This is a genomic window from Kribbella qitaiheensis, assembly GCF_042657745.1.
In the GTDB taxonomy this organism is placed as follows: Bacteria; Actinomycetota; Actinomycetes; order Propionibacteriales; family Kribbellaceae; genus Kribbella; species Kribbella qitaiheensis.
Window position 1 is genome coordinate 171,689 of the sequence record NZ_JBHSKE010000006.1, and the last position, 20,012, is coordinate 191,700.

General features: G+C 68.7%; 23 protein-coding genes. 9 read left to right on the forward strand and 14 right to left on the reverse strand.

Annotation, left to right across the window (positions count from 1 at the left end):
* Nucleotides 1-57 precede the first annotated feature (57 nt).
* The 3 genes from ACFPJ1_RS05195 to ACFPJ1_RS05205 form a co-directional block, all read right to left on the reverse strand.
* Nucleotides 58-1,920: a DEAD/DEAH box helicase gene (locus ACFPJ1_RS05195; protein WP_380101688.1), complete on the reverse strand. Its 1,863-nt coding sequence runs from the start codon at nt 1,918-1,920 to the stop codon at nt 58-60.
* A 185-nt stretch (nt 1,921-2,105) separates the two neighbouring features.
* Nucleotides 2,106-2,897, reverse strand: coding sequence for an alpha/beta hydrolase (locus tag ACFPJ1_RS05200; protein WP_380101689.1), 792 nt, complete (start codon nt 2,895-2,897; stop codon nt 2,106-2,108).
* A complete protein-coding gene (locus tag ACFPJ1_RS05205) occupies nt 2,894-3,331 on the reverse strand; it encodes a hypothetical protein (protein WP_380101691.1) in 438 nt (145 codons plus the stop codon). Before ACFPJ1_RS05205 ends, ACFPJ1_RS05200 begins: the two co-directional genes overlap by 4 nt.
* 88 nt (nt 3,332-3,419) lie before the next feature.
* On the opposite strand from ACFPJ1_RS05205, the gene ACFPJ1_RS05210 reads away from it, so the two are divergent.
* Nucleotides 3,420-3,935, forward strand: a complete 516-nt coding sequence (locus ACFPJ1_RS05210) for a DinB family protein (RefSeq protein ID WP_380101692.1) — start codon at nt 3,420-3,422, stop codon at nt 3,933-3,935.
* 24 nt (nt 3,936-3,959) lie between these two features.
* Here the strand turns inward: ACFPJ1_RS05210 and ACFPJ1_RS05215 are convergent, their stop codons facing one another.
* Nucleotides 3,960-4,628, reverse strand: coding sequence for a TetR family transcriptional regulator (locus ACFPJ1_RS05215; RefSeq protein WP_380101693.1), 669 nt, complete (start codon nt 4,626-4,628; stop codon nt 3,960-3,962).
* Between the two features lie 115 nt (nt 4,629-4,743).
* Entirely contained in the window at nt 4,744-5,181 is a 438-nt protein-coding gene (locus ACFPJ1_RS05220) for a hypothetical protein (protein ID WP_380101694.1), read from the reverse strand.
* A gap of 184 nt (nt 5,182-5,365) precedes the next feature.
* Between ACFPJ1_RS05220 and ACFPJ1_RS05225 the strand changes: the two genes are divergently transcribed.
* Entirely contained in the window at nt 5,366-5,734 is a 369-nt protein-coding gene (locus tag ACFPJ1_RS05225) for a YybH family protein (RefSeq protein WP_380101695.1), read from the forward strand.
* Nucleotides 5,735-5,887: 153 nt separating this feature from the next.
* Nucleotides 5,888-7,324, forward strand: coding sequence for an ankyrin repeat domain-containing protein (locus ACFPJ1_RS05230; protein ID WP_380101696.1), 1,437 nt, complete (start codon nt 5,888-5,890; stop codon nt 7,322-7,324).
* A 41-nt stretch (nt 7,325-7,365) separates the two neighbouring features.
* Here the strand turns inward: ACFPJ1_RS05230 and ACFPJ1_RS05235 are convergent, their stop codons facing one another.
* Nucleotides 7,366-8,562, reverse strand: coding sequence for a calcium:cation antiporter (locus ACFPJ1_RS05235; RefSeq protein ID WP_380101697.1), 1,197 nt, complete (start codon nt 8,560-8,562; stop codon nt 7,366-7,368).
* A gap of 121 nt (nt 8,563-8,683) precedes the next feature.
* On the opposite strand from ACFPJ1_RS05235, the gene ACFPJ1_RS05240 reads away from it, so the two are divergent.
* Nucleotides 8,684-9,196, forward strand: a complete 513-nt coding sequence (locus ACFPJ1_RS05240; RefSeq protein ID WP_380101699.1) for a GNAT family N-acetyltransferase — start codon at nt 8,684-8,686, stop codon at nt 9,194-9,196.
* 35 nt (nt 9,197-9,231) lie between these two features.
* Nucleotides 9,232-10,128, forward strand: a complete 897-nt coding sequence (locus ACFPJ1_RS05245; RefSeq protein ID WP_380101701.1) for an SCO6745 family protein — start codon at nt 9,232-9,234, stop codon at nt 10,126-10,128.
* On the opposite strand, the gene ACFPJ1_RS05250 is transcribed toward ACFPJ1_RS05245, so the two are convergent.
* Both ACFPJ1_RS05250 and ACFPJ1_RS05255 read right to left on the reverse strand, forming a co-directional pair.
* Nucleotides 10,097-10,294 (reverse strand): hypothetical protein, encoded by a 198-nt coding sequence (locus ACFPJ1_RS05250; protein ID WP_380101702.1) that lies wholly within the window; start codon nt 10,292-10,294, stop codon nt 10,097-10,099. The two genes, ACFPJ1_RS05245 and ACFPJ1_RS05250, sit on opposite strands and share 32 nt — an antisense overlap.
* Before the next feature lie 63 nt (nt 10,295-10,357).
* A complete protein-coding gene (locus ACFPJ1_RS05255; protein ID WP_380101703.1) occupies nt 10,358-11,245 on the reverse strand; it encodes a LysR family transcriptional regulator ArgP in 888 nt (295 codons plus the stop codon).
* Nucleotides 11,246-11,336: 91 nt separating this feature from the next.
* On the opposite strand from ACFPJ1_RS05255, the gene ACFPJ1_RS05260 reads away from it, so the two are divergent.
* Together ACFPJ1_RS05260 and ACFPJ1_RS05265 are read left to right on the forward strand one after the other, a co-directional pair.
* Complete coding sequence (locus ACFPJ1_RS05260; RefSeq protein WP_380101704.1) at nt 11,337-11,933, forward strand: LysE/ArgO family amino acid transporter; 597 nt, start codon at nt 11,337-11,339, stop codon at nt 11,931-11,933.
* A 108-nt stretch (nt 11,934-12,041) separates the two neighbouring features.
* Entirely contained in the window at nt 12,042-12,848 is an 807-nt protein-coding gene (locus ACFPJ1_RS05265; protein ID WP_380101706.1) for an MBL fold metallo-hydrolase, read from the forward strand.
* A gap of 23 nt (nt 12,849-12,871) precedes the next feature.
* On the opposite strand, the gene ACFPJ1_RS05270 is transcribed toward ACFPJ1_RS05265, so the two are convergent.
* Nucleotides 12,872-13,789, reverse strand: a complete 918-nt coding sequence (locus ACFPJ1_RS05270) for an SDR family oxidoreductase (protein WP_380101708.1) — start codon at nt 13,787-13,789, stop codon at nt 12,872-12,874.
* 72 nt (nt 13,790-13,861) lie between these two features.
* Here ACFPJ1_RS05270 and ACFPJ1_RS05275 point away from each other — a divergent pair, with 72 nt between their 5' ends.
* Nucleotides 13,862-14,560 (forward strand): TetR/AcrR family transcriptional regulator, encoded by a 699-nt coding sequence (locus ACFPJ1_RS05275; RefSeq protein WP_380101709.1) that lies wholly within the window; start codon nt 13,862-13,864, stop codon nt 14,558-14,560.
* A gap of 22 nt (nt 14,561-14,582) precedes the next feature.
* Here ACFPJ1_RS05275 and ACFPJ1_RS05280 read toward each other — a convergent pair whose 3' ends face one another.
* The 3 genes from ACFPJ1_RS05280 to ACFPJ1_RS05290 all read right to left on the reverse strand — a co-directional run bounded on the left by ACFPJ1_RS05280 (nt 14,583) and on the right by ACFPJ1_RS05290 (nt 17,623).
* Nucleotides 14,583-15,515 carry a DMT family transporter gene (locus ACFPJ1_RS05280; protein WP_380102369.1) on the reverse strand — a complete coding sequence of 311 codons (933 nt, stop codon included), beginning with the start codon at nt 15,513-15,515 and terminating at the stop codon, nt 14,583-14,585.
* 179 nt (nt 15,516-15,694) lie between these two features.
* A complete protein-coding gene (locus ACFPJ1_RS05285) occupies nt 15,695-16,951 on the reverse strand; it encodes an MFS transporter (protein ID WP_380101710.1) in 1,257 nt (418 codons plus the stop codon).
* A 105-nt stretch (nt 16,952-17,056) separates the two neighbouring features.
* Nucleotides 17,057-17,623: a DUF4865 family protein gene (locus tag ACFPJ1_RS05290; protein WP_380102370.1), complete on the reverse strand. Its 567-nt coding sequence runs from the start codon at nt 17,621-17,623 to the stop codon at nt 17,057-17,059.
* 124 nt (nt 17,624-17,747) lie between these two features.
* Between ACFPJ1_RS05290 and ACFPJ1_RS05295 the strand changes: the two genes are divergently transcribed.
* Nucleotides 17,748-18,632 (forward strand): hypothetical protein, encoded by an 885-nt coding sequence (locus tag ACFPJ1_RS05295; protein WP_380101711.1) that lies wholly within the window; start codon nt 17,748-17,750, stop codon nt 18,630-18,632.
* On the opposite strand, the gene ACFPJ1_RS05300 is transcribed toward ACFPJ1_RS05295, so the two are convergent.
* Together ACFPJ1_RS05300 and ACFPJ1_RS05305 are read right to left on the reverse strand one after the other, a co-directional pair.
* On the reverse strand, nt 18,616-19,614 hold the full coding sequence (locus ACFPJ1_RS05300) for a pyridoxal-phosphate dependent enzyme (protein WP_380101712.1): 999 nt from the start codon (nt 19,612-19,614) through the stop codon (nt 18,616-18,618). The genes ACFPJ1_RS05295 and ACFPJ1_RS05300 overlap by 17 nt on opposite strands.
* Nucleotides 19,615-19,636: 22 nt before the next feature.
* A complete protein-coding gene (locus ACFPJ1_RS05305) occupies nt 19,637-19,993 on the reverse strand; it encodes a helix-turn-helix domain-containing protein (protein ID WP_380101713.1) in 357 nt (118 codons plus the stop codon).
* Nucleotides 19,994-20,012 lie beyond the last annotated feature (19 nt).

A 20,012-nucleotide genomic window follows, 5' to 3' on the forward strand; every position in this document is an offset into this window, starting at 1 on the left:
CAAGCGAAAGGCCGGACCGACCCTGGGGTCAGTCCGGCCTTCTGTCGCTTCGAGTGACTAGCGGCCGCGACCTGCGCGGGTGCCAGCGGAGAAGGCTGCTGCGCCAGCTGGGCGGCTGGTCGCGCCCGGCGTGGTGGTGCTGTAGCTCTTCGGGGCAGAGGCGCCACCGCGGGGGTTGCCGCGCGACTTACCGCCCTGGCCACCTCCGCTGCGAGTGCCTTGGCCGGCCGCACGCGGCGCGCCCGGTCCGGCGGCGCGGCGACGGCGACCACCACCACGGCCCCGGCCGTCGGAAGATCCGCCGGCACCGGTGCGGCGTACCGACTCCGACTGGACCGCGGACTTCACCGGCGGGGTGACGAAGGTGCGCTCACCCGGCGCCAGCTGCACGAGCAGCGGGTCGCCGACGCGGAGCTTGGTCACCTTGGCGGAGATACCGGCCTTGCGGGTCAGGTCCCGGACGTCGCGGACCTGGTCGTCCGTCATCAGCGTGATGACGGTCCCCTCGGCGCCGGCGCGCGCAGTACGGCCGGAGCGGTGCAGGTAGGCCTTGTGCTCGATCGGCGGGTCCGCGTGGATCACCAGCGTGATGTCGTCGACGTGGATGCCGCGGGCCGCGATGTCGGTCGCCACCAGCGTCTTCGCCGAGCCGTCGGAGAAGGCCTCGAGGTTCCGGGTGCGGGCGCTCTGCGACAGGTTGCCGTGCAGTTCCACCGCCGGTACGCCGAGTGCGATCAGCTTTTTCGTGAGCGACTTCGCGCCGTACTTCGTGCGGGTGAAGACCAGCGTGCGGCCCGGTGCGGCGGTCAGGTCGACCAGCACCGGCAGCCGGGTGTCGGACTGCACGTGCAGCACGTGGTGCGTCATCTTCGACACCGGCGACTGGGCCGAGTCGACGCTGTGCGTGACGGGCGACTTCATGAACCGCTTGACCAGTACGTCGACGCCGGCGTCCAGGGTGGCCGAGAAGAGCAGCCGCTGGGCCTTCGCCGGGGTCGCCTCCAGGATCCGCCGGACGGCGGGCAGGAAGCCGAGGTCGGCCATGTGGTCGGCCTCGTCCAGCACGGTGATCTCGATCGCGTCGAGCTTCGCGTGCCCAGACTTGACGTGGTCCTCGAGCCGACCGGGGCAGGCGACGACGATGTCGACGCCGCGGCGCAGGCCGCTGATCTGCGGGCCGGCGCCGACGCCGCCGAAGATCGTCATGGTGCGCAGGTCGAGCGCGTCCGCCAGCGGCGTGATCGACGCCTGGATCTGGGTGGCGAGCTCACGGGTCGGCGCGAGGATCAGCGCGCGCGGCTGGTTCGGCCGGCGCCTGGTGCCGCTGGCCGCGAGCCGGGCGAGCACCGGCAGCACGAACGCGTAGGTCTTGCCGGAACCGGTCCGGCCGCGACCGAGCACGTCCTTGCCGGCCAGCGAGTCCGGCAGCGTCGCCGCCTGGATCGGGAACGGCTTGACCACACCGGTCGACGCGAGCACCTTGACCAGCCCGGCCGGTACGCCGAGCTCGGCGAACGTCATGTCGTCGCCGATCACCGGCACGTCGAGCTCGTCGTACGCCCCGCTCTCCACAGCCGTCTCGACCACGCGCTCGACGCGGGAGCCGGTACTGCGGGAGTCGGTGCCGCGCTGGTTGCCGCCGCGACGGGTGCGCGGGGCGCGCTGGCTCTGCGGGGCGGTGTCACCAGCCGGCCGGCGTGAGCCGTTGACGGTGCCTTGCGGGGATGCGGTGGTGGAGGAGGCGTTCAGCGTGGTTCCGATCTGGGTGTTCCCGTTCTGGGCGATCCCGTTCTGGTTGTTGCCGCTGGCACCGGTCCGGCGACGGCGGCGGGGGCGCGCCGGGGCCTCACCCTGGGCGCGCGGAAGAGAGGTAGAGGGGGTGGAAGTGGGCGTGGTGTTACCGGGGCGGCTAGCCGCCATGAAGTACTCCAAGAAAGTCGGGGGTCGTCCTGCCCGGCGCAGCCAGGTGGGCCGCGGCGCGTGGTGGTCGACTGCTAGCGCAGCGTGTGCACTGAATCGGCCCGAGGCAGAACTGGGCGGGCCGTCACAGATAGTGTACGTCACCCCGCGACCATCTGCGGAGAGTATCCAAACTCAGTGCGGCGTCAGGAACTCCCGGACCAGCGCCGCCACTCCGGCCGGGTCCTCGAAGAGCATCCCGTGCGACCCGTCGAACTCGACCACCCGGCAACCGCGCGCGTCCTGCTCCTCCCGGCCGCGCAGGTCCTCGACGACACCGCGCTGCTGGGCGCGGAACAGGTCGGCGAAGAGTTCCTGAGCGGGGAACAGTCTGGTGGCGACGACGGCGAGCGCCGGGCAGCGCAGACCGTCGTACAGGTCGGTCGTGCGTTCGGGGCGGCGATCAGTTCGCGGATGACGTCGAGGGCCGGACGCTCGGGGCGTAGGAAGATCTGCCCGTTTCTGCGGACGAGATTTCGCCGGAGGTACGGCTGCTGAGTGACGAGCATCTCCTCGATCTCCGGCGTCAGCGGCGCCGCCATCGCGTCCGCTTGCGCCTTGAAGACCTCGTTCAGCTTCTCGCGTGCGGGCTCGACCTCCACCAGCCCTGGGTACTTCGTAGGCCAGCCGTTGCCGTCCAGGTTCACCACGCCAGGGCATTCCGGGTGTCGCCTGCCCCAGCGCACGGCGAGCATCCCGCCGAGCGAGTGCCCGACCACGAACGGGTTGCCGAGGTCAAGGGATTCCAGCTCGTCCAGCACCTCGTCCCACTGCCAGGAACTGTCGCTGGATCCCCCATGGCCGGGCAGGTCGACTGCGGTCAGACGGAACCCGTCGAGGTGTTTCGCGAACTCCTGCCACTGATCCGCGTTCCCACCGCCGCCATGCAGGAGGAGCACTCGCGGGCCGGCCTCGCCGTACTCGTAGGTGGTGATCATGAGCGTCCCAACTCTCGTTCGCGGACCGATGACACCGTGACCCCGCCGTCGGGGTCGCGCGAAAGCTTGCCTCTGACAACCAAGTCGTGAACTCCCTGGCGGGTGATGCCGAGCATCGCTCCAGCCAGCGCATAAGGGACCGCGGTCGCGCTGGGGTGGCCGACCCGACGCAGCACTGCGCGGCCCAGCGGAGTACGCCACCAGTCGGCGGGCGGGTCGAACGCGGTGTCGCCCGGATACAGCGCACCGATCAGGGTCGCGGCAGCCCAGGCCGCGTCTTTGTCGTCAGGGCCGAGCAGGCGGGCGGCGAAGGATCCAGCCGCGGCTTCGGCTTTCCTCCGGAGGTTGGCGAGGTCGGAGTCGATCAGGATCTCCAGCGGGTCGAGCAGCCTGCGCTCGATGATCCCCACCAACTGTTGGGCCAACTCGTCCATAGGCGACCCTTCTCGCTCTGCTTGACATAGATCGTCAAGTACTTGACGGCTGATGTCAAGCAGCAGGATCACCAGGTAGGTTCAGGCCGTGAGCACAGCCGACGCCTTCCGCACGGATCCGCCCAACCTGGGTGGGGAGCGTGAACTACTGCAGGGATTTCTCGACTTTCACCGGGGCACGTTGTTGTGGAAGACCTCCGGCCTGACCGGCGAGGAACTCGTCCGGGCGAGCACCGAGCCGTCGACGATGAGCCTGCTGGGGTTGATCCGGCATCTCGCCGAGGTCGAGCGGTACTGGTTCCAGATGTGCCTCGCGGGGCGGCCTCTGCAGCTGGAGCTGTGGACTGAGGAGCATCCGGATGGCGACTTCGACCTGGTCGACCCGGCTCGGGCCGAGCAGGATCTCGCCGACCTGAAGGCAGCGATCCGGACGTCGGACGAGCTCGCCGCGGTCTACTCCCTCGACCACACGTTCAAGCGACCGCGGGGCGACGCGGAGTACTCGCTGCGTTGGCTCTACATCCACATGGTCGAGGAGTACGCCCGCCACAACGGCCACGCCGACCTGCTCCGCGAACGCGTCGACGGCCTGACCGGCGAATAAACGCGGCCGGCCGCCGTCCAGGGCCTAGGCCTTGAGCTTGCGGATGACGCCGACCAGGTCGTTCGCGACGCCTTTGACGCCTGGGATGCGAGTCAGGCGGAGCAGCCGGTCGACCAGGGGGACCGTGCTGACGATGAGGGTCCGGGTCCGGCGCAGCCCCTCGCTGTCGTCGTGCACCCAGAACAGCACGATGCCCATCTGCATCAGCCAGAGCAGCTCGGGCAGTTCGGCCCGGAGGTCGGCCGGGAGCTTCAGGTCGGATCCGTCCACCACCTGACGGAAGATCTCGACGCTCGCCTCGCGGGCCGGTCGCGACTGCTCGCTGAACGGGGACAGCGGACTCTTCGGCTCGGCCGCCGCCTTGAAGAAGGTGCCGGCGAACTCGTGGTACGGCGCCGACACCTCCAGCCAGCTCTCCAGTACTCCGGTGAGCCGCTTGGTGAAGGACTTCTCCCCGGCCAGGATGCCGGCGACGGCCTCACGGTGCTGCACCTGAAGGTGGTCGTAGTACGCCTGCATGAGGTGCTCTTTGGAGCTGTAGTAGTAGTACGCGTTGCCGACCGAGACGCCCGCCTCCGCGGCGATCGCGCGCATCGTGGTCTTGCCGTAGCCCTGCTCGCGGAACAACCGCAGGGCGGTCGACAGGATCAGCTCACGCGTCTGCTCACCCTTGGCGGTCGCACTGTCCGTCACGTCAGTCAGAGTAATCACCGTTCGGGGCCGGCCGCTGAGCCGCCAGCCACTCCTTGAACCGCCTGCAGAGGCCACACTGCGCGTCGTACAGGACTACTAGCTGCTGCATGATCGGTCAGTAGCCGGACGGCATCGGCTGCTGCGTGCCGGTGAGCGGCTGCCCGCCCACGAACCCATTCGGCGGGACCGGCGGCGCGGCCATCTCCTCGATCCGGCTGCGGCGGCGGATCGAGTTGAAGACCCACACGTTCACCAGGTGCAGCACCCCCAGCACCACCATCACGATGCCGACCTTCACGCTCAGCGCCTCGATCAGCCCCCGCGCGTCGACCACCGTGTCGCCGGTCCGCAGGAACAGCGTCACGAACCCCAGGTTGACCAGGTAGAAGCCGGCCACCAGCAGGCGGTTCACCGCGTCCGCGAAGTCCTCGTTCCCGTGGAACACGTCGACCAGGAAGATCCGCCCGTTCCGGCTCAGCGTCCGCGCCACCCAGATCGTCAGCGGTACCGCGATCAGCAGATAGAGCAGGTACGTCGTCACCGTCATCGTCATCGTCGCCTCATCCTCGCCATTTGAACACGTTCAACTCTTGAACGCTCTGAGCGTAAGCCCGACTTTTGAACACGTTCAACACCTGCTCGTGGTGACCTGCGTCTCCTCTCCACCCCGGCTTCATCTGCGTGCCCTGCCCGCGTGCCCGCGTGAGGTTGTGCTCGGGGGACGGCAGGATGCAGTGATGCGAGGGATGCGGGAGAAGGTGCTGGAGCGGTGGATCGCGCGGTACCGACGGGCCTGGGAGACGAACGATCCGGCGGACATCGCCGCGCTGTGGACCGAGGACGCCGCCCTCTACCGCCGGCCGGACGAAGAGCCGGTGCTCGGCCGGGACGCGATCGTCGACGCCTGGCTCGAGGTCGCGGACGCGCCCGGGGAGACGACCTTCGACTACCAGGTGCTCGGCTTCGGGGACGGGGTCGGCTTCGTCCGCGGCTGGACGACGTACCTGACGGACCCGCCGAGCGAGTTCAGCAACCTGTGGGTGATCCGGCTGGACCGGGACGGGCGCGCGCACGAGTTCACCGAGTGGTGGATGGAGAAGACCTGAGCCCGCCCCGGGCGTAGGATCGGCGTCAGGCGCTCAGGGTGCCACCGGTCCGCGGGAAGGGCTCAGCCCACCTGGTTCCGAGGTTGCGCGGTACCAGCCACCTCCTTTCTCGCCCGACGACGCGGACAGCGGGCACGTAGAGAGGAGGTCGCCATGCCGACCCGTCAACTCCCCAATCCCCCGAGCCTCGAGCACCTGAAGAAGCAGGCCAAGACCCTGCTCAAGCAGGTCCGGGCCGCGGATCCCGCGGCTGTCGCACTCGCCGCCGAGTTCCACCCCGTCGGCAACCTGGCCGACGCCCAGTTGGTGATCGCCCGCAGCTATGGGTTCGCCAGTTGGTCGCGGCTCACGCATCACCTCGACCTGATCACGCAGTACAGCCGTTATCCCCACCGCCAGGCGATCGGCGGACCCTTGGACACCCCGGGCCGGCGGGCCGACGAGTTCCTCAGGCTCGCCACCTTGCAGTACGGCTCGGACGACCCGGTACGCCGGAGCGCCGCGCGCGAACTGCTGGCGGAGTTCCCTGACGTTGCCCTGAGCAACATCCACACGATGGTGGTGGCCGGCGACGTACCGGCGGTTCGTGCGGAGCTGGCCCGGGACGGCGCGCTGGCCAGTCGTGAAAGTGGCCCGTACCGATGGGAACCCCTGCTCTACTTGAGTTATTCGCGCCTCGACGTGACGCCGGAGGCGCCGGTGGAGATCGCCCGGCTGCTGCTGGCTCATGGTGCTGATCCCAACGCCGGGTACCTCTGGGAGGGATTTCCGTCGCCGTTCACCGCGTTGACGGGTGCCTTCGGCCGGGGCGAGGGTGATCAGCCGCCGCACCAGAGTCGGCTCGCCCTGGCCCGGCTGCTGCTCGAGGCAGGGGCCGATGCGAACGACAGCCAGACGATGTACAACTGCGGACCGGGGTGTTCGCCGCCGTACGACGATGCCCACCTCGAGCTGCTGCTCGAATTCGGGCTCGGCCGAGGGGATGGCGGGCCGTGGCACGAGCGGTTGACGACCGTACATCACCCGCCACGACAGCTCCTGGAGGACGAGCTGGTCTTCGCGTCCTCGGAAGGCCTGGTCCACCGGGTGCAGCTAGTGCTTGCCCAAGGCACCGATCCGGACGGCCGCGGGAGCGAGCATCCGATCTTCTGCGGTCATCGGGCGTATGAACTGGCCGCCGTGGTCGGGCACACCGAGGTCGCGGAACTCCTGCTGGCCCATGGTGCGGCGCCGCTCGACGACGTTCATGAGCTGTACGCCGCGGTGATGCAGGGCAAGTCGTTCGAGGCTGACGACGACCTGGCGGCCCGGGCGGTGCAGCGGAATCGCTTCCTGCCGTTGCGGGCGGCCGAACTCGGACGGACCGAGGCGCTGGAACCGTTGAAGGAACTGGGCTTCGACCTGAATGTCGTCGGGATGAACACGCCGCTGCATCAGGCCGCGTTCCACGGGCACCTGGAGACGGTGAAGAAGCTGATCGAGCTCGGAGCCGATCCGACCATCCGCGACCGTGGTTACAACAGCACTCCGCAGGGCTGGGCCGAGCACAACCACCAGCAGCACGTCGTCGACTACCTCGCCGCCCTCTGAGGTGCTTCGTCCTCCTCGCGGCTGAGTCTCGTCGACTGCCGCTACGGGCTCACCGCGAGGAAGACGAAGGAGCTGAAGATCATCAGGTGAACCGCGCCCTGGAGCAGCGTGGCCCGGCCGGTCGCCAGCGTCAGCATGCTGATGATCACCGTCAGCGCGAACAGGACCATCTCCGTGCCGCCGAGTCCCAGGACCAGCGGGCCGCTGAGCCAGATGGACGCGACCGCGATCGCCGGGATCGTCAGCCCGATGCTGGCCAGCGCTGAACCGAGTGCGAGATTCAGGCTCGTCTGCAGCCGGTTTCGCAAGGCGGCTCGGACCGCGGCGACGGTTTCCGGGAGCAGCACCAGCAAGGCGATGACGACGCCGACCACGGCGACCGGAGCACCTGCCGACTCGACCGCGTCCTCGAGCTTGGGCGAGACCGTCTTCGCCAGGCCGACGACCGCGATCAGGCACAGGAACAGCAGGCCCAGGCTGAGCAGCGCGACCTGCCCACTCGGCGCCGCCGCGTGTACTTCCCCGTCCTCTTCGTCATCTAGAAGATCGGCAGCGATCGGCACCTCCTCGGCCTCCGAGCCGGCCCCGCCTCCCGCGCTCTCTTGCCCCGCCCTAGGGGAAGCCTCCGCGACCATCCCCACCCCAGCCGCTGCGGCCTCTTCGGCGACCACCGGGAGGAAGTAGTCACGGTGCCGGATGGTCTGGACGAAGACGAAGACGCCGTACATCGTCAGCGACGCCACCCCGGCGAAGGCGAGCTGGGCCGGGCTGAAGGTGGCGCCCGGAGTACTGGTGGTGAAGGTCGGCAGTACCAGGCTGAGCGTGACCAGCGCGGTCATCACGGCGAGCGCACTCCCCGACGCGTGCACCCGGAACTGCTGCGTCGTGTGCCGGACCGACCCGACCACCAGCGCGAGTCCGACGATCCCATTGCAGGTGATCATCACCGCGGCGAAGACCGTGTCGCGCGCCAGCGAGGCCGCCTTGTCTCCACCGGACGCCATCAGAGTCACGATCAGCGCGACCTCGATCACGGTCACCGCGAGGGCCAGGATCAGCGTGCCGAACGGTTCGCCGACGCGATGCGCGACCACTTCCGCGTGGTGGACGGCGGCGATCACCGCGGCGCCGAGACCCAAGCAGACGAGGACGATGAGTACTGCGCCGAGGTCGCGACCCCAGGACGACGAGAGCGAGCGGGGGCACGGCCAGACTCCAGCGCGGCAACCCTTGGACAACGGTGTTTGTCATCCCCCGCGAGTCTAACCGTGCGGCACGGAATCCAGTTGGCATCGACCGCTCAGCGCGTGATGCTTTTCGCACCTGGAAACCGCTCGCTCGCCACGGGGAGCCGAGCCGATGAGAGAGGCCGCTGTGGAGATCCGAGACGCGACTGCCGCCGACTGGCCGGCGATCTGGCCCTTCTTCCACCAGATCGTCACCGCCCAGGAGACCTACGCCTACGACCCCGCGATGACGCGGGAGCAGGCCGAGTCGCTATGGATGGCGCCGTCGAACTCACCGCAGGCCCGAACCAGCGTCGCGGTCGATGCTGATGGCACTGTCCTGGGCAGCGCCAACATGTACCCGAACCGGCCGGGGCCCGGTGCGCACGTCGCGAGTGCCAGCTTCATGGTGGACGCGTCTGCTCGCGGCAAGGGCGTGGGCCGTGCCCTCTGCCAGGACATGATCGACTGGGCCGGCCGGGAGGGCTTCCGCGCGATCCAGTTCAACGCGGTGGTCGAGACGAACGAGTCGGCGGTGAAGCTCTGGCAGGCGCTCGGCTTCCAGATCATCGGCACCGTCCCCGAAGCCTTCCACCACCCGACCCACGGCTACGTAGGTCTCCATGTCATGCACCGCCCACTCTGACCGCCTATGGCGCGGAAGTCTGCTTGGATCGGCTCATGAGCGAGTCCCGCGCCCGGCGCATGTGGCGAGTCCTGGAGCCGTACCACGCGATCAGCTACTTCGCGCCCGACACCAGACAGGCCACTGACGCACTAGGTCTGCGCGGTGGCTGGATGAGCTACTTCGGCTGCCGGGCGGCTCCCCTCGGCGCAGTAGGCCCAGACGTGGTCGCGGCACTCTTCTACAACTTCCACCCGTCGATGGTCGCCCGCGCGATCCCCGACGCTTGGAACTACGCCTCACCCGAGCAGCTGCTCGCCGCTCGCCTCAAGGCGGTCGACAGCGCAGTACGCCGTCTCCTGCCCGACCCCGGTACGTCGGTACGCCGTACGGCTGAGCTGGCTCGTCGGGCGGCCGAGCTGGCTCCGGTAGCGGGCAGGGCTCTCGGCGCGGCCAACGCGGCGCTGGAGTGGCCCGACGAACCGCACCTGGTCTTGTGGCAGGCGACCACCATCCTCCGGGAGTCCAGAGGGGACGGGCACGTCGCCGCGTTGGTCGGGGCGGAGTTGAGCCCTTGCCAGGCGTGTATCACCATCTCTGCCGCAGGTGGACCGCCCAAGCAGGTGTTCCAGGTCAACCGCCGCTGGAGCGACGAGGAGTGGGCCGAAGCCGAGGACGACCTCAAGTCACGAGGCCTGCTCGACACGGACAGCGTACTGACCGAGGCGGGTCGCGCGCTGCGTCAGCAGGTCGAGGACACCACCGACAGACTGGCCGAGCAGGGCTGGTCAGTCTTCGGCGACGAGGCCGCCGCGGAGCTCGACCGCCTGATCCGCCCGATCAGCGGCATGATCATGGCGTCCGGCGCGGTCCCACCCGACAACCCGATGGCCATGCGCTGGGAACCAGAGGAATTGCCGTCTACCGCTTCTTCTGCGGACCTCGGACGCTGACGTAGATCAGGGACACTCCGAACGCAGCGACGATCGGCCCGACGATCGCCCAGAGCGAGCTTCCGGTCATCGAACTGCCGCCGATATACCCGAGCCCCTGCAGCGCCCAGACGACGCCCACCACCGTGACCAGGATGCCCAGCGCCACGAACACAGCCTTCTTCATGCTCCGACCCTAGCCGCATCGGCCACCGATTCCTCCTCTCCGGCCGATCTCCGGGCGGGGATCTCAGGAGGTCCGCAGACCCGCCCGGGCCGCTTGGAGGACCGCGGTCGTGAGGGCGGTGAGCACGGCCGAGTCGAGTTTCCAGTGTTGCCAGTAGAGCGGCACGTCCACATATTTGCCTTGGGCAACCTCGACCAGGCGGCCGGCGGCGAGATCCCGTTCGACGACCTCTTCCTCGATCATCCCCCAGCCCAGACCGAGGCGGATCGCCCGGACGAACGGTCCCGGCGCCGGGATCGAGTGCACCGGCGGGTCGAGCCGGCGGCGGGTGACCTTGCGGATCAGCCGATGCTGCAGCATGTCCTTCGGGTTGAACACCATCATCGGCGCCACCGCGAGCGCCTCGGGGAGCGGTCGGCCGGTCACCCAGCGCTCGGCGAACTCCGGGCTCGCGATCGACAGGTAGCGCATCTTCCCGAGCGCCTGAACCCGGCAGCCCTGCACCGGCCTCGGGTCAGCTGTCACCGCGGCGAGCACGGTGCCGTTCCGGAGCAGTTCGGCCGAGTGGTCCTGATCCTCCTGACGGAGGTCGAACGCGGTCACCAACTCCGGCGGTACTGCGAGCAGCGCCGGCAGGAACCACCCGTTCAGCGAGTCCGCGTTCACCGCGATCGGCAGCCGCAGGCCTTCGGCCTTGCCCTTGACCGCGGCGATCGCCTCGGACTCCAACAGCGACACCTGCCGTGCGAGGCGGAGAAGCGCCTCCCCTGCCTCCGTACTCCTGGCCGGCTTGGTCCGCTGAATCAGCACCTGTCCGAGGTGGGTCTCCAGCGCCTTGATCCGCTGACTGACGGCCGACGGGGTGATCTGCAGGCGTCGCGCGGCCGCGTCGAAGCTGCCCTCGTCGATCACGGCCGCGAAGGTGTCCAGCTGCGCTGCATCGATCTGCATACTGCGGAGTCTATTGGGCGATGAAGTGCAGCTAATGGTGATGAAGAATCTTTAGCTGGAATACCTGTCGCGACGACCCTACGGTCGAGACATGCCCCTCCTCGCCGGCTTTGCCACGTCGCTGTCCCTGATCGTCGCGATCGGGGCGCAGAACGCCTTCGTCCTGCGGCAGGGGCTGCGCCGCGAGCACGTCCTGCCGGTGGTGCTGACCTGCGCCCTCTCCGACGCTCTCCTGATCTCCGGCGGAATCGCCGGCCTCGGAGCACTCCTGACCAGCAGCCCCCTCGCGCTGAGCATCGCGAAGTACGGCGGTGCCACATTCCTCTTCGGGTACGCCGTGATCGCGGCGCGGCGGGCGATCAACCCCGGCGTGATGAGCCCGGCGGATCACGCGCCGGCCGCGTTGCGCAGCGTCGTACTGACCTGTCTCGGGTTCACGTATCTCAACCCGCACGTCTATCTCGACACCGTGGTGCTGCTCGGCGCGTTGGCGAACCAGCGGGGCTCGGACGGGCGCTGGCTCTACGGTGTCGGCGCGGTCGCCGCCAGCTTCGGGTGGTTCTTCGCGCTCGGGTTCCTGGCCCGCAAGCTCGGACCCGTCTTCGCCCGGCCCCGCGCCTGGCAGTTCCTCGACGCCGGCATCGCCCTCGTCATGACCACCCTCGCCGTCTGGATGCTCCTGCCCTGAGCACCTCGCCGGGTGGATGCTCCTGCCCTGAGCACCTCGCCGGGTGGATGCTCCTGACCTGATCTAGCGTGAGATCAGCTGCATCCGCTTGCTGGTCAGGGGGTTCGCGTGGACGTGTCGGTGTTGTGCGATGCGGTGGCGGTGTTCCCCGAGCCCGTGGAGGCGGCGCTGCCCGGATGGTCGCCTGAGCACCAGCACTGGACCGAGGCGAACCTCCCGGGGAACGTGGATGCCGCCGGCGGCTGGTGGCTGCACTTCCACAGCTACCTGGTGACCAGCGACCGGGGTGCCACGCTGGTCGACACCGGGATCGGCCCGGCCGGTGGAGAGGCGGCGAACTGGCTGGGGACGACCGGGCGACTCCCCGAGCTCCTCGAGGCCGCCGGCGTACGCGAGGCCGACATCGGCACGGTGATCCTCACCCACATACACCTCGATCACGCCGGCTGGAACACCGCCGGGGAGCACCCGCGCTTCGGCAACGCGACGTACGTGGTGCAGCAGGCGGAGCTGGATCACGCGCACGGCGGACCGACGTACGAGCGGTTGATCCAGCCGATCGCCGACGCCGGGCAACTCCGCGCCGTCGAAGGTGAGACCTTGCTGGACGGCGGCCTGCGGCTGTTGCCGACGCCGGGGCACACTCCTGGGCATCAGTGTGTGGTGACTCAGCGGGCAGTGCTTGGCGGGGACGTACTGGTGCACCCGGCGCAGGCGCGGTGGCCGGAGCTAACCTACGTGTACGAGCGGGACCCGGTGGTCGCGGTGGCCTCCCGGCGCGAAGTGCTGGCTCTAGCGGCCGCTACTGGCATCCCGATCGCTGCAGCACACCCGCATACGGCGCTCGACGGCTCTGCCCTACCGCTGGTGGGTTCAGGTCTTGGCGATGTGGTCTGTCGCACCTACCGGCTCTGACGCGCGGGGCCACAGGGCCGGGCTCAGCGGTAGCCGGTGGTGTCGGCCGGCTTGCCGGGGTCCTGGACCTCCACGATGTAGCGCCAGGCATCAGGCTGGCTGCCGTCGAGGTCGGTGAAGCCGTAGACCTTGGCGAGCTCGCCGCTCGACACTGACTTGCCGTTCCAGCGCGCCAACTCGGGGTCCGCGGCGAGGGCGGCGACCGCGCGACCGACGTACGACGGGCTCTCCGAGATCGCGAAGTGCGGGATGTTCTCGGTCGCGTCGCGCCAGTTCGCCTCCGTGACGCCGAATCCGTCGAGCATCGCCTCGGACCGCAACCACCCGGGCGACAGCAGCACTGCGGTTGCCTGGTGCGGCGCCAGCTCGTGCGCCAGGGCGAAGGCCATCCGGCTCACCGCGCCCTTGGCGACGTCGTAGAAGAAGGAGACCCGGTAGTTGGTCACGTTGTAGTCGTTGGTGCCGTCGGTCATCTCCACCACGAGGCCGCCCGGCGACTTGATCAGCAGCGGCAGCGCGAAGTGGCTGGTGATCGCATGGGTCTCCACGCCGAGTCGGAACAGCCGCAGGCCGCTGTCGAGGTCCGACTCCCAGACGGTCTTGTCCCAGTCCGGTTCGCCCGACTGACCCCAGATGTCGTTCACCAGGATGTGCAAGGCGCCCTGCTCGGCCTCGATCCGGTCGACGAGAGCACGAACCTGCTCAGGATCCGTGTGATCCACCCGTACTGCGATGCCGTGGCCGCCCGCCGCGTCCACCAGTTCCGCGGTCTCTTCGATCGTCTCCGGCCGTTTCATCTCCGACTGCTGTGCGCGGGTCGTCCGTCCCGTCACGTAGACGGTCGCCCCGGCGGCGCCCAGCTGCACGGCGGTTCCGCGCCCGGCCGCCCGGGTCGCCCCGGTCACCAGCGCCACCTTCCCCGTCAACGGCTTGTCATTCATGCCCTGCTCCCTCCTCGAACGCCGGACTCCCCGGCTAGCCATACGCCGTATGATTTCTGTACCATACGACGTATGGTTAATGCTGGCAAGGCTGGTCCCGGGCGCAGCGGTCGGCCGCGGTCGGGCGAGGAGCGGCTCAGCCGGCAGGCGATCCTCGAGGCGGCGCTGCGGATCGTGGACGACGAGGGCATCGACGCGATGACGATGCGCCGGCTCGCCGCCACGCTCGGCGTGAACCCGATGTCGATCTACCACCATCTGCCGAACAAGGCGGCGGTCTTCGCCGGGCTGGCCGAACTAGTGTTCGCGGACGTCGACTCGCCCGACCCTGGCGATGGCGTCCCCTGGCAGGACCAACTGAAGGACGCCGCCCGCGCTTATCGCAACGCCTTGAGAGCCCATCCGAACCTCGCGCTGCAGGTCCTCTCCGACACGTCCGCGGTCTCCGACGTAGTGGTGACCACGGTTGAACCGTTCTATCGCGCTCTGGATCGTGCCGGCCTCTTGCCGCGCCAGATCTTCGAGTCCGTGAACACCTTGATCGACTTCATCCACGGCTTCTCGCTCGGAGAGGCCGCGGTCCGCGCCGACACCTTCGACCTCGCCCCGGATCTGCTGACCCGGGTCCAGAACCTTCCACCGGGCAAGGCTCCGACGCTGACCCGGGTGGTCGAATCCCTCGGCGAAGAAGGGCTGCACTACGACTTCACCGAGGGCTTCGAGTCCGGACTGACTACGCTGGTCAACGGCTTCAGCGCTACCTGGACCTAACCGAGTCCGGCCGGACTGAGCGTCAGTCTGGGGCCGGGACTGTCTCGTCGGGGGATGGGGAGGCGACCTGGCGGGGTTTGGTCTTGGGCTTGTGGCGGGAGATGGCGACGCCGAGGAGGCAAAGGGCGCCCCCGGCGAAGGCGAGCGGAGCCGGCGCCTCGTCCAGGAGGAGCCAGGCCAGGAAGATCGTTAGGGGTGGGACCAGGTAAGTGGTGGCGCCCATCTTCCCGGCGCTGGTCCTCGCGAGGGCGTAGGCCCAGGTGGTGAAGGCCAAGGCAGTGGGGAACGCACCGAGGAAGACGACCCACCAGATCGTGGATGGCCGTGCGTCGGCCGTCTCGCGAACGAGGGCCGGGGCGAAGGGCAGGCAACTGATGGCGCCGATCGTGCAGGCCAGCCAAGTCACCTCCAGTGCCGGAAGGCGTCCGAGCAACGGCTTCTGGGCGACGACTCCGATGGCGTAGGCGACGGCCGCCGCTACGCAGAGGATCACGCCCCAGGTCTCGGCCTTGCCCTCGGACGACGACGTGCCGATCAGGACGACGCCACCGAACGCGGCGATGCTTCCGATCACCAGTTGCCGCGGGAATCCCTCGGCCAACAGGAGACCGGCCAGCAGCGCGATCAGTAGCGGGCCGATGTTCACGAGCATGGCCGCGGTACCGGCGTCGAGTCGTTGTTCGGCCTCGTTCAGAGCCACGTTGTAGACGCCGAACCACAACAAGCCGCAGATCAGCAGCAACTTCCAATCACCCCGGGCGGGCCAGCGCCGAGGGCGGCTGAAGACGAACGCCCCGAGCAGCAGACTGCCGACGAGCAACCGGCCCAGCGACAGCGCACCGGCCGAGAACTCGTGTCCCACATGCCGGATCGCCACGAAGGCCGAGGCCCAGAGCACCACCGTCACGCCCGCCGCTCCCGCAGCGAGCAAACCCTGCCGCCGATCCGTCATCATCACCCTCCGACCGTAGGCGCCCCACCGTTCGGCCGGCACCGAATATTGAACGCCCGAGAACGCACGAGTGTGAGCCCCCGCCAACGCGGGACCGCGAACCTCGGCGGACCGAGGGCGGGGCTGGCGGCACGACGTGTCGTTCTACTTCGTCGACCGCACCCTTCGTTCGCCGGATGGCCTCATCGCTGTCCGCCCTCTTCGCCGGCTAGCTCCTCGGCATCGTCGTTGGCACGAACTCGCGGCGGTGGCAGGGTGAACGGGGTGATCAATGCCGTCAGGAGTAGCGGCACGGTCAGCCCCGCGACCAGGATCGGCAGGCTGAACCAGACCGACCCGAGCGCGAACCCGGCGTAGACCGCCACCGCGAACACCTCGGCGAACAGCCCCGACACCGACGTCACTGTCGCGCGAGCAGGACCCTGGATGGCGTCCTGCAGCCGTGCCTCGGCGACGACGATGACGAGTTGCATCACCCCGTATCCGACGGCGATCGGCACGAAGCCCTGCGCCGTCCCGCTGAGCGATCCCCAGGCCAGCAACCCGGCAGCCAGCCCCAGCGCCACTCCGAAGAACGACGCGCGCCTCTGGTACGCCGGTCCCGCGAGCGCACCGCCGATCGCCTGGGCAGCCACCGTGCCGGCGATCAGCAACGGCACCAGCGTCGTCGAGGCGCCGACATCCCTTGCCAGCAAGGGGAAGTACTCGTCGAACGCCAGGAATCCACCCAGCAACGCGACCAGGGCAACAGCCTTCCGGACAGTACGGCTGGTCGACGCCTCGGCCAGACCCGAGCGCAGCATCAGCGCATACCGACCCAACGGCCCGTGCCTGGTGCCAGGCTCCACCTCCTCCGTTTCGTCAGCCGTGGCGACACGCGCCGCCTCAGGCAGGGACAGGGCTACAACTACTTGCATCAGGCAACTGAGCAGGCTGACGGCACCCACCAGGGGGTACCCGCCGAGCTCGTACAGCGGCGCTGCCAGCAGAGTGGCCGCCAGGTTGAGGACCAGCGATGCCGACCTCGCCCGACCGATCAGCCCGGCATATCTGTCGGCGGCCCCGCGCGCGGCGAGCTCGTCGTACACGAGGGCTTCGAAGGTTCCGGAGATCAGCGCGGAGCTGACACCCCACAGGACGAAGCCCAGCGCGAACCCGGCGTACGAGGGGACGACGATCCAGCTGGCGAAGCCCAGTCCGCTGAGGACCGAGCCGAGGACCAGTAGTCTGCGTCGGGAGAACGTGTCCGCCAGGGCGCCCGAGGGCACCTCGAGGAGGAACGCGGTCGTCGACCAGATGATGAACAGCGTCGAGATCTCGGCCGCCGACAGCCCGTGATCCGTGAACAGCAACTGGTACAGCGGATACAGCGGGATGAAGTCCTGCAGCGCCTCGTACGCGACGATGCGGGCGGACAGGCTTCGCGGTACGGCGCTCATCGCAGCCCTCCCGGTCGGTGGATCGGGGGGCTCGGAGCAGCTAGGCGGTCAGGAGGTCAAAGGTGCGGGCTCGAGTAGGTCATGTCTAAGAAGGTATCCGGGAAGTCACTGCCGGAACAGATCTTTTGTGCCGGGTGTGGACAAGTGCAGCACCTGGTACCGCGTGCCCGGCACGATGCCTGGTTCGCCGCTCCACAAGGTGAAGTGGACCAGTTCCCAGCGGGTCGGGTCCACCGCGATCGCCGAGCTGTGGACACCCGCCATCGCGGCCGTACTCCGCAGGACCTCGGCAGCCTCGGCGACGGGTTCGGCCGGATCGATGTCAGGCGGCAGCATCAGCGTGTGCTTCGTCGCGGCCACCGCGGGCTGGTCGATGTCGGGTCCGGTCAGGGTCTCCACTCCGGTCCAGTGCCGCACAATCGGGCGCCCGAACGACTTGCAGATCCCGCTGAAGAAGGCGCCGCCCCAGAGGAACCGGCTCATCCCCGCCGTGTCGTTCCACAGGTAGAAGGGCGCGTACTGATTCACGGTCGAGCCGTTCGCCTGGTCCTGGACCAGGTAGGCCTTCACCCCCAGCCCGTCGAAGTCGTCCGTGCGCGCGCCCAATGTCTCCACCCGCCGCCGGATGATCCCCATGTCGTAGTCCGCCGGCAAAGTGATCTCGTACTGCATCGCGTACACGCGCCCACTCCCTTTCGTCGACTGCCGTACATACTAGTAGGTACAGAAGGGCGCTCGTCCAGCCCGACAGGTAATTCGGAAGCCAACCGCACCGACGGTCCGGCAGGGTTGGGGAATGAGCGATGTTGGCGAGCGGGTATGGCGGAAGCTTCCGGATGGTGCTCGGGAAGGTCTGACTGCCGGCGTGAGCCCGTCGGAGTTGCAGACGGTCCTGCTGGAGGTCAGCCGCGCCCGCGCCGCGGCCGTCACTCCTGCGCGAGTCATGCGGCGCTGGCAGGAGGACCGGTTCGTCCGGCCGTCCACGGCGGATCCGCGAGCACTCGTGAAGACCCAGGCGATGCTGTGGGAACGCCTGCCGGAGCGATTCGCGGGCGTCGAGTTGTCGCCGGTCACCCCGCTCGGCACCTGCTCGTCCGTCGCGACGATCGACCAGAACCGGGTGGTCAGCACCATCCGCAGTACGGAGGTCGCGAGCGACCCGACCAACGAACTCGCGATCGAGGCCGCCGTACGCCGACGGGCCGGTCAGGTCCGGGTGGACCTCGCCGCCTGTCAGCGGGTGGTTCGCGCCCAGGCCGTCGACGGGCCCGGGCTGTTCGCGCACTTCCAGTTGTTCGCGCTGGTGTCGAGCGCGCGGGATACGGGGTCGGGACGGGTCGAGGCGGAGATGCTCGTGGATCACCTGCGCTTCTGGCACGACGTACTGGGCGATGAGGCACGGCTGACCTTCACCATGTTCGCGCCGTCCGCAGTACGGGAGCGGATCGACGACACCGTGCGGCTTGCGCTCAAGGTGGAGTTCGCCGAGGATGCGGAGCGGACGACGGGATCGAACTACTACTTCGGTACTGCGCTGGGCGTGGGCCTGGGCGATGCCGATCTGGGCGATGGCGGGTTCACTCGGTGGACCGCGGACCTGCTGGGTGACGCGAAGGAGCGCTGCCTGATCTCGTGCGTGTCGACCGAGCGCCTGACCGCCGTGCTCAATCCCGGAGGTTGAGCGACGCAGCTTCGGTGCTGATCAGGACGACGGTGCTGTCATCGGTCAGCGGCAACTTGTCTCGCGCGGCCCGTACGCCGGCCAGGGTGGCGGCTCCACTCGCACCGGAGGAGATCCCTGCGGCACCGAGGTCGTCGACCGCTTGGAGTGCCTGGGACTCCTCCACGGTGACGGATGCGTCCATTCCGGCTCGCAGTACGGGCCAGGCGAGGCTGGACGGGGTACCGCAGTTCAGGCCGGCCATGACGGTTGTACTGGTCTCCACTGTCACGGGCTTGCCGGCTAGCAGGCTGCTGGTGATGCAGGCAGCCCGTGCGGGCTCCACCCCGAGCACTGACGGCGCCACTGAGCCGCTGCGGTAGTGGGTGACTGCCGCTTGAGCCACGGAGCCCACACCCATCGGTATTACGACCAGATCGGGCTGCAGGTCGATCTCGCGGAACAGCGTCGAGTACCCGTCGACGATGTGCTGCGGCACGACCTCATAGCCGGGCCAAGCCGAGTCCTGGATCAGCACAGCACCATCGGTGGCTGCCTCGGCCGCAGCAACCACAGCAGCGTCGTACGAGTCCTCGATGATCGTGACGGTGGCGCCCTCGGAGCGAATGGCCTCGATCGCAGGAGCGCTCACGACGTTCGGGATGAACACGTGCGACTCGAGGCCGAGCATGGCGGCCATGCGGGCTACTGCACGACCGTGGTTGCCATCGGTCGCGGTGACGAGTTCAGTCACGGCCGGCCGGTCCTGCAACGTGCGGTGGATTGCCCACCAGGCTCCGAGCGCTTTGAAGGCGGGCAGGCCCAGCCGCTGCGACTCGTCCTTCACCAGTACGCGGCCGACACCTAGCTCTGCAGCTAACGCCGGTACTTCGGTCAGCGGCGTCCGCCGGTAGTCGGCCAGTCCTTGGTGGAAGGCCAATACGTCAACGGGCGCGGCTGAGCAGCGCCAGACCCGAGCGGCCGGGTTGCTGTACCAGAGCACTACCTGGCCACCGGAGCACTACCTAGGCGACCAGCGCGAACGCCTGCGCGGAGGTCGAGTACGTCCCAGGGGACGAAACGGTGCGCTGCGGCGACGACTCGGCCACCCGAATCGACGAGGTCTGCAGCCGCAGCGGCACGGTGGCCCGCACTGCGGTGGCGAGGTCGAACTGCACCTCGGCGAGCAGGTCGGACAGCTCGAGATCCAGCGCGCGGCAGATCGCGGCCAGGATCTCCGAGGACGGCTCCTTGCGGCCGCGCTCGATCTCGGACAAGTAGGGCACCGACACCTGGGCCTGGTCGGCGAGCTCGCGCAGGGTGATCCCCCGCTCGCGCCGCAGCCGGCGGAAGACGTTTCCGATCACCTGGCGTAGCAACACGTCTGGTCCTCCTCGGTCC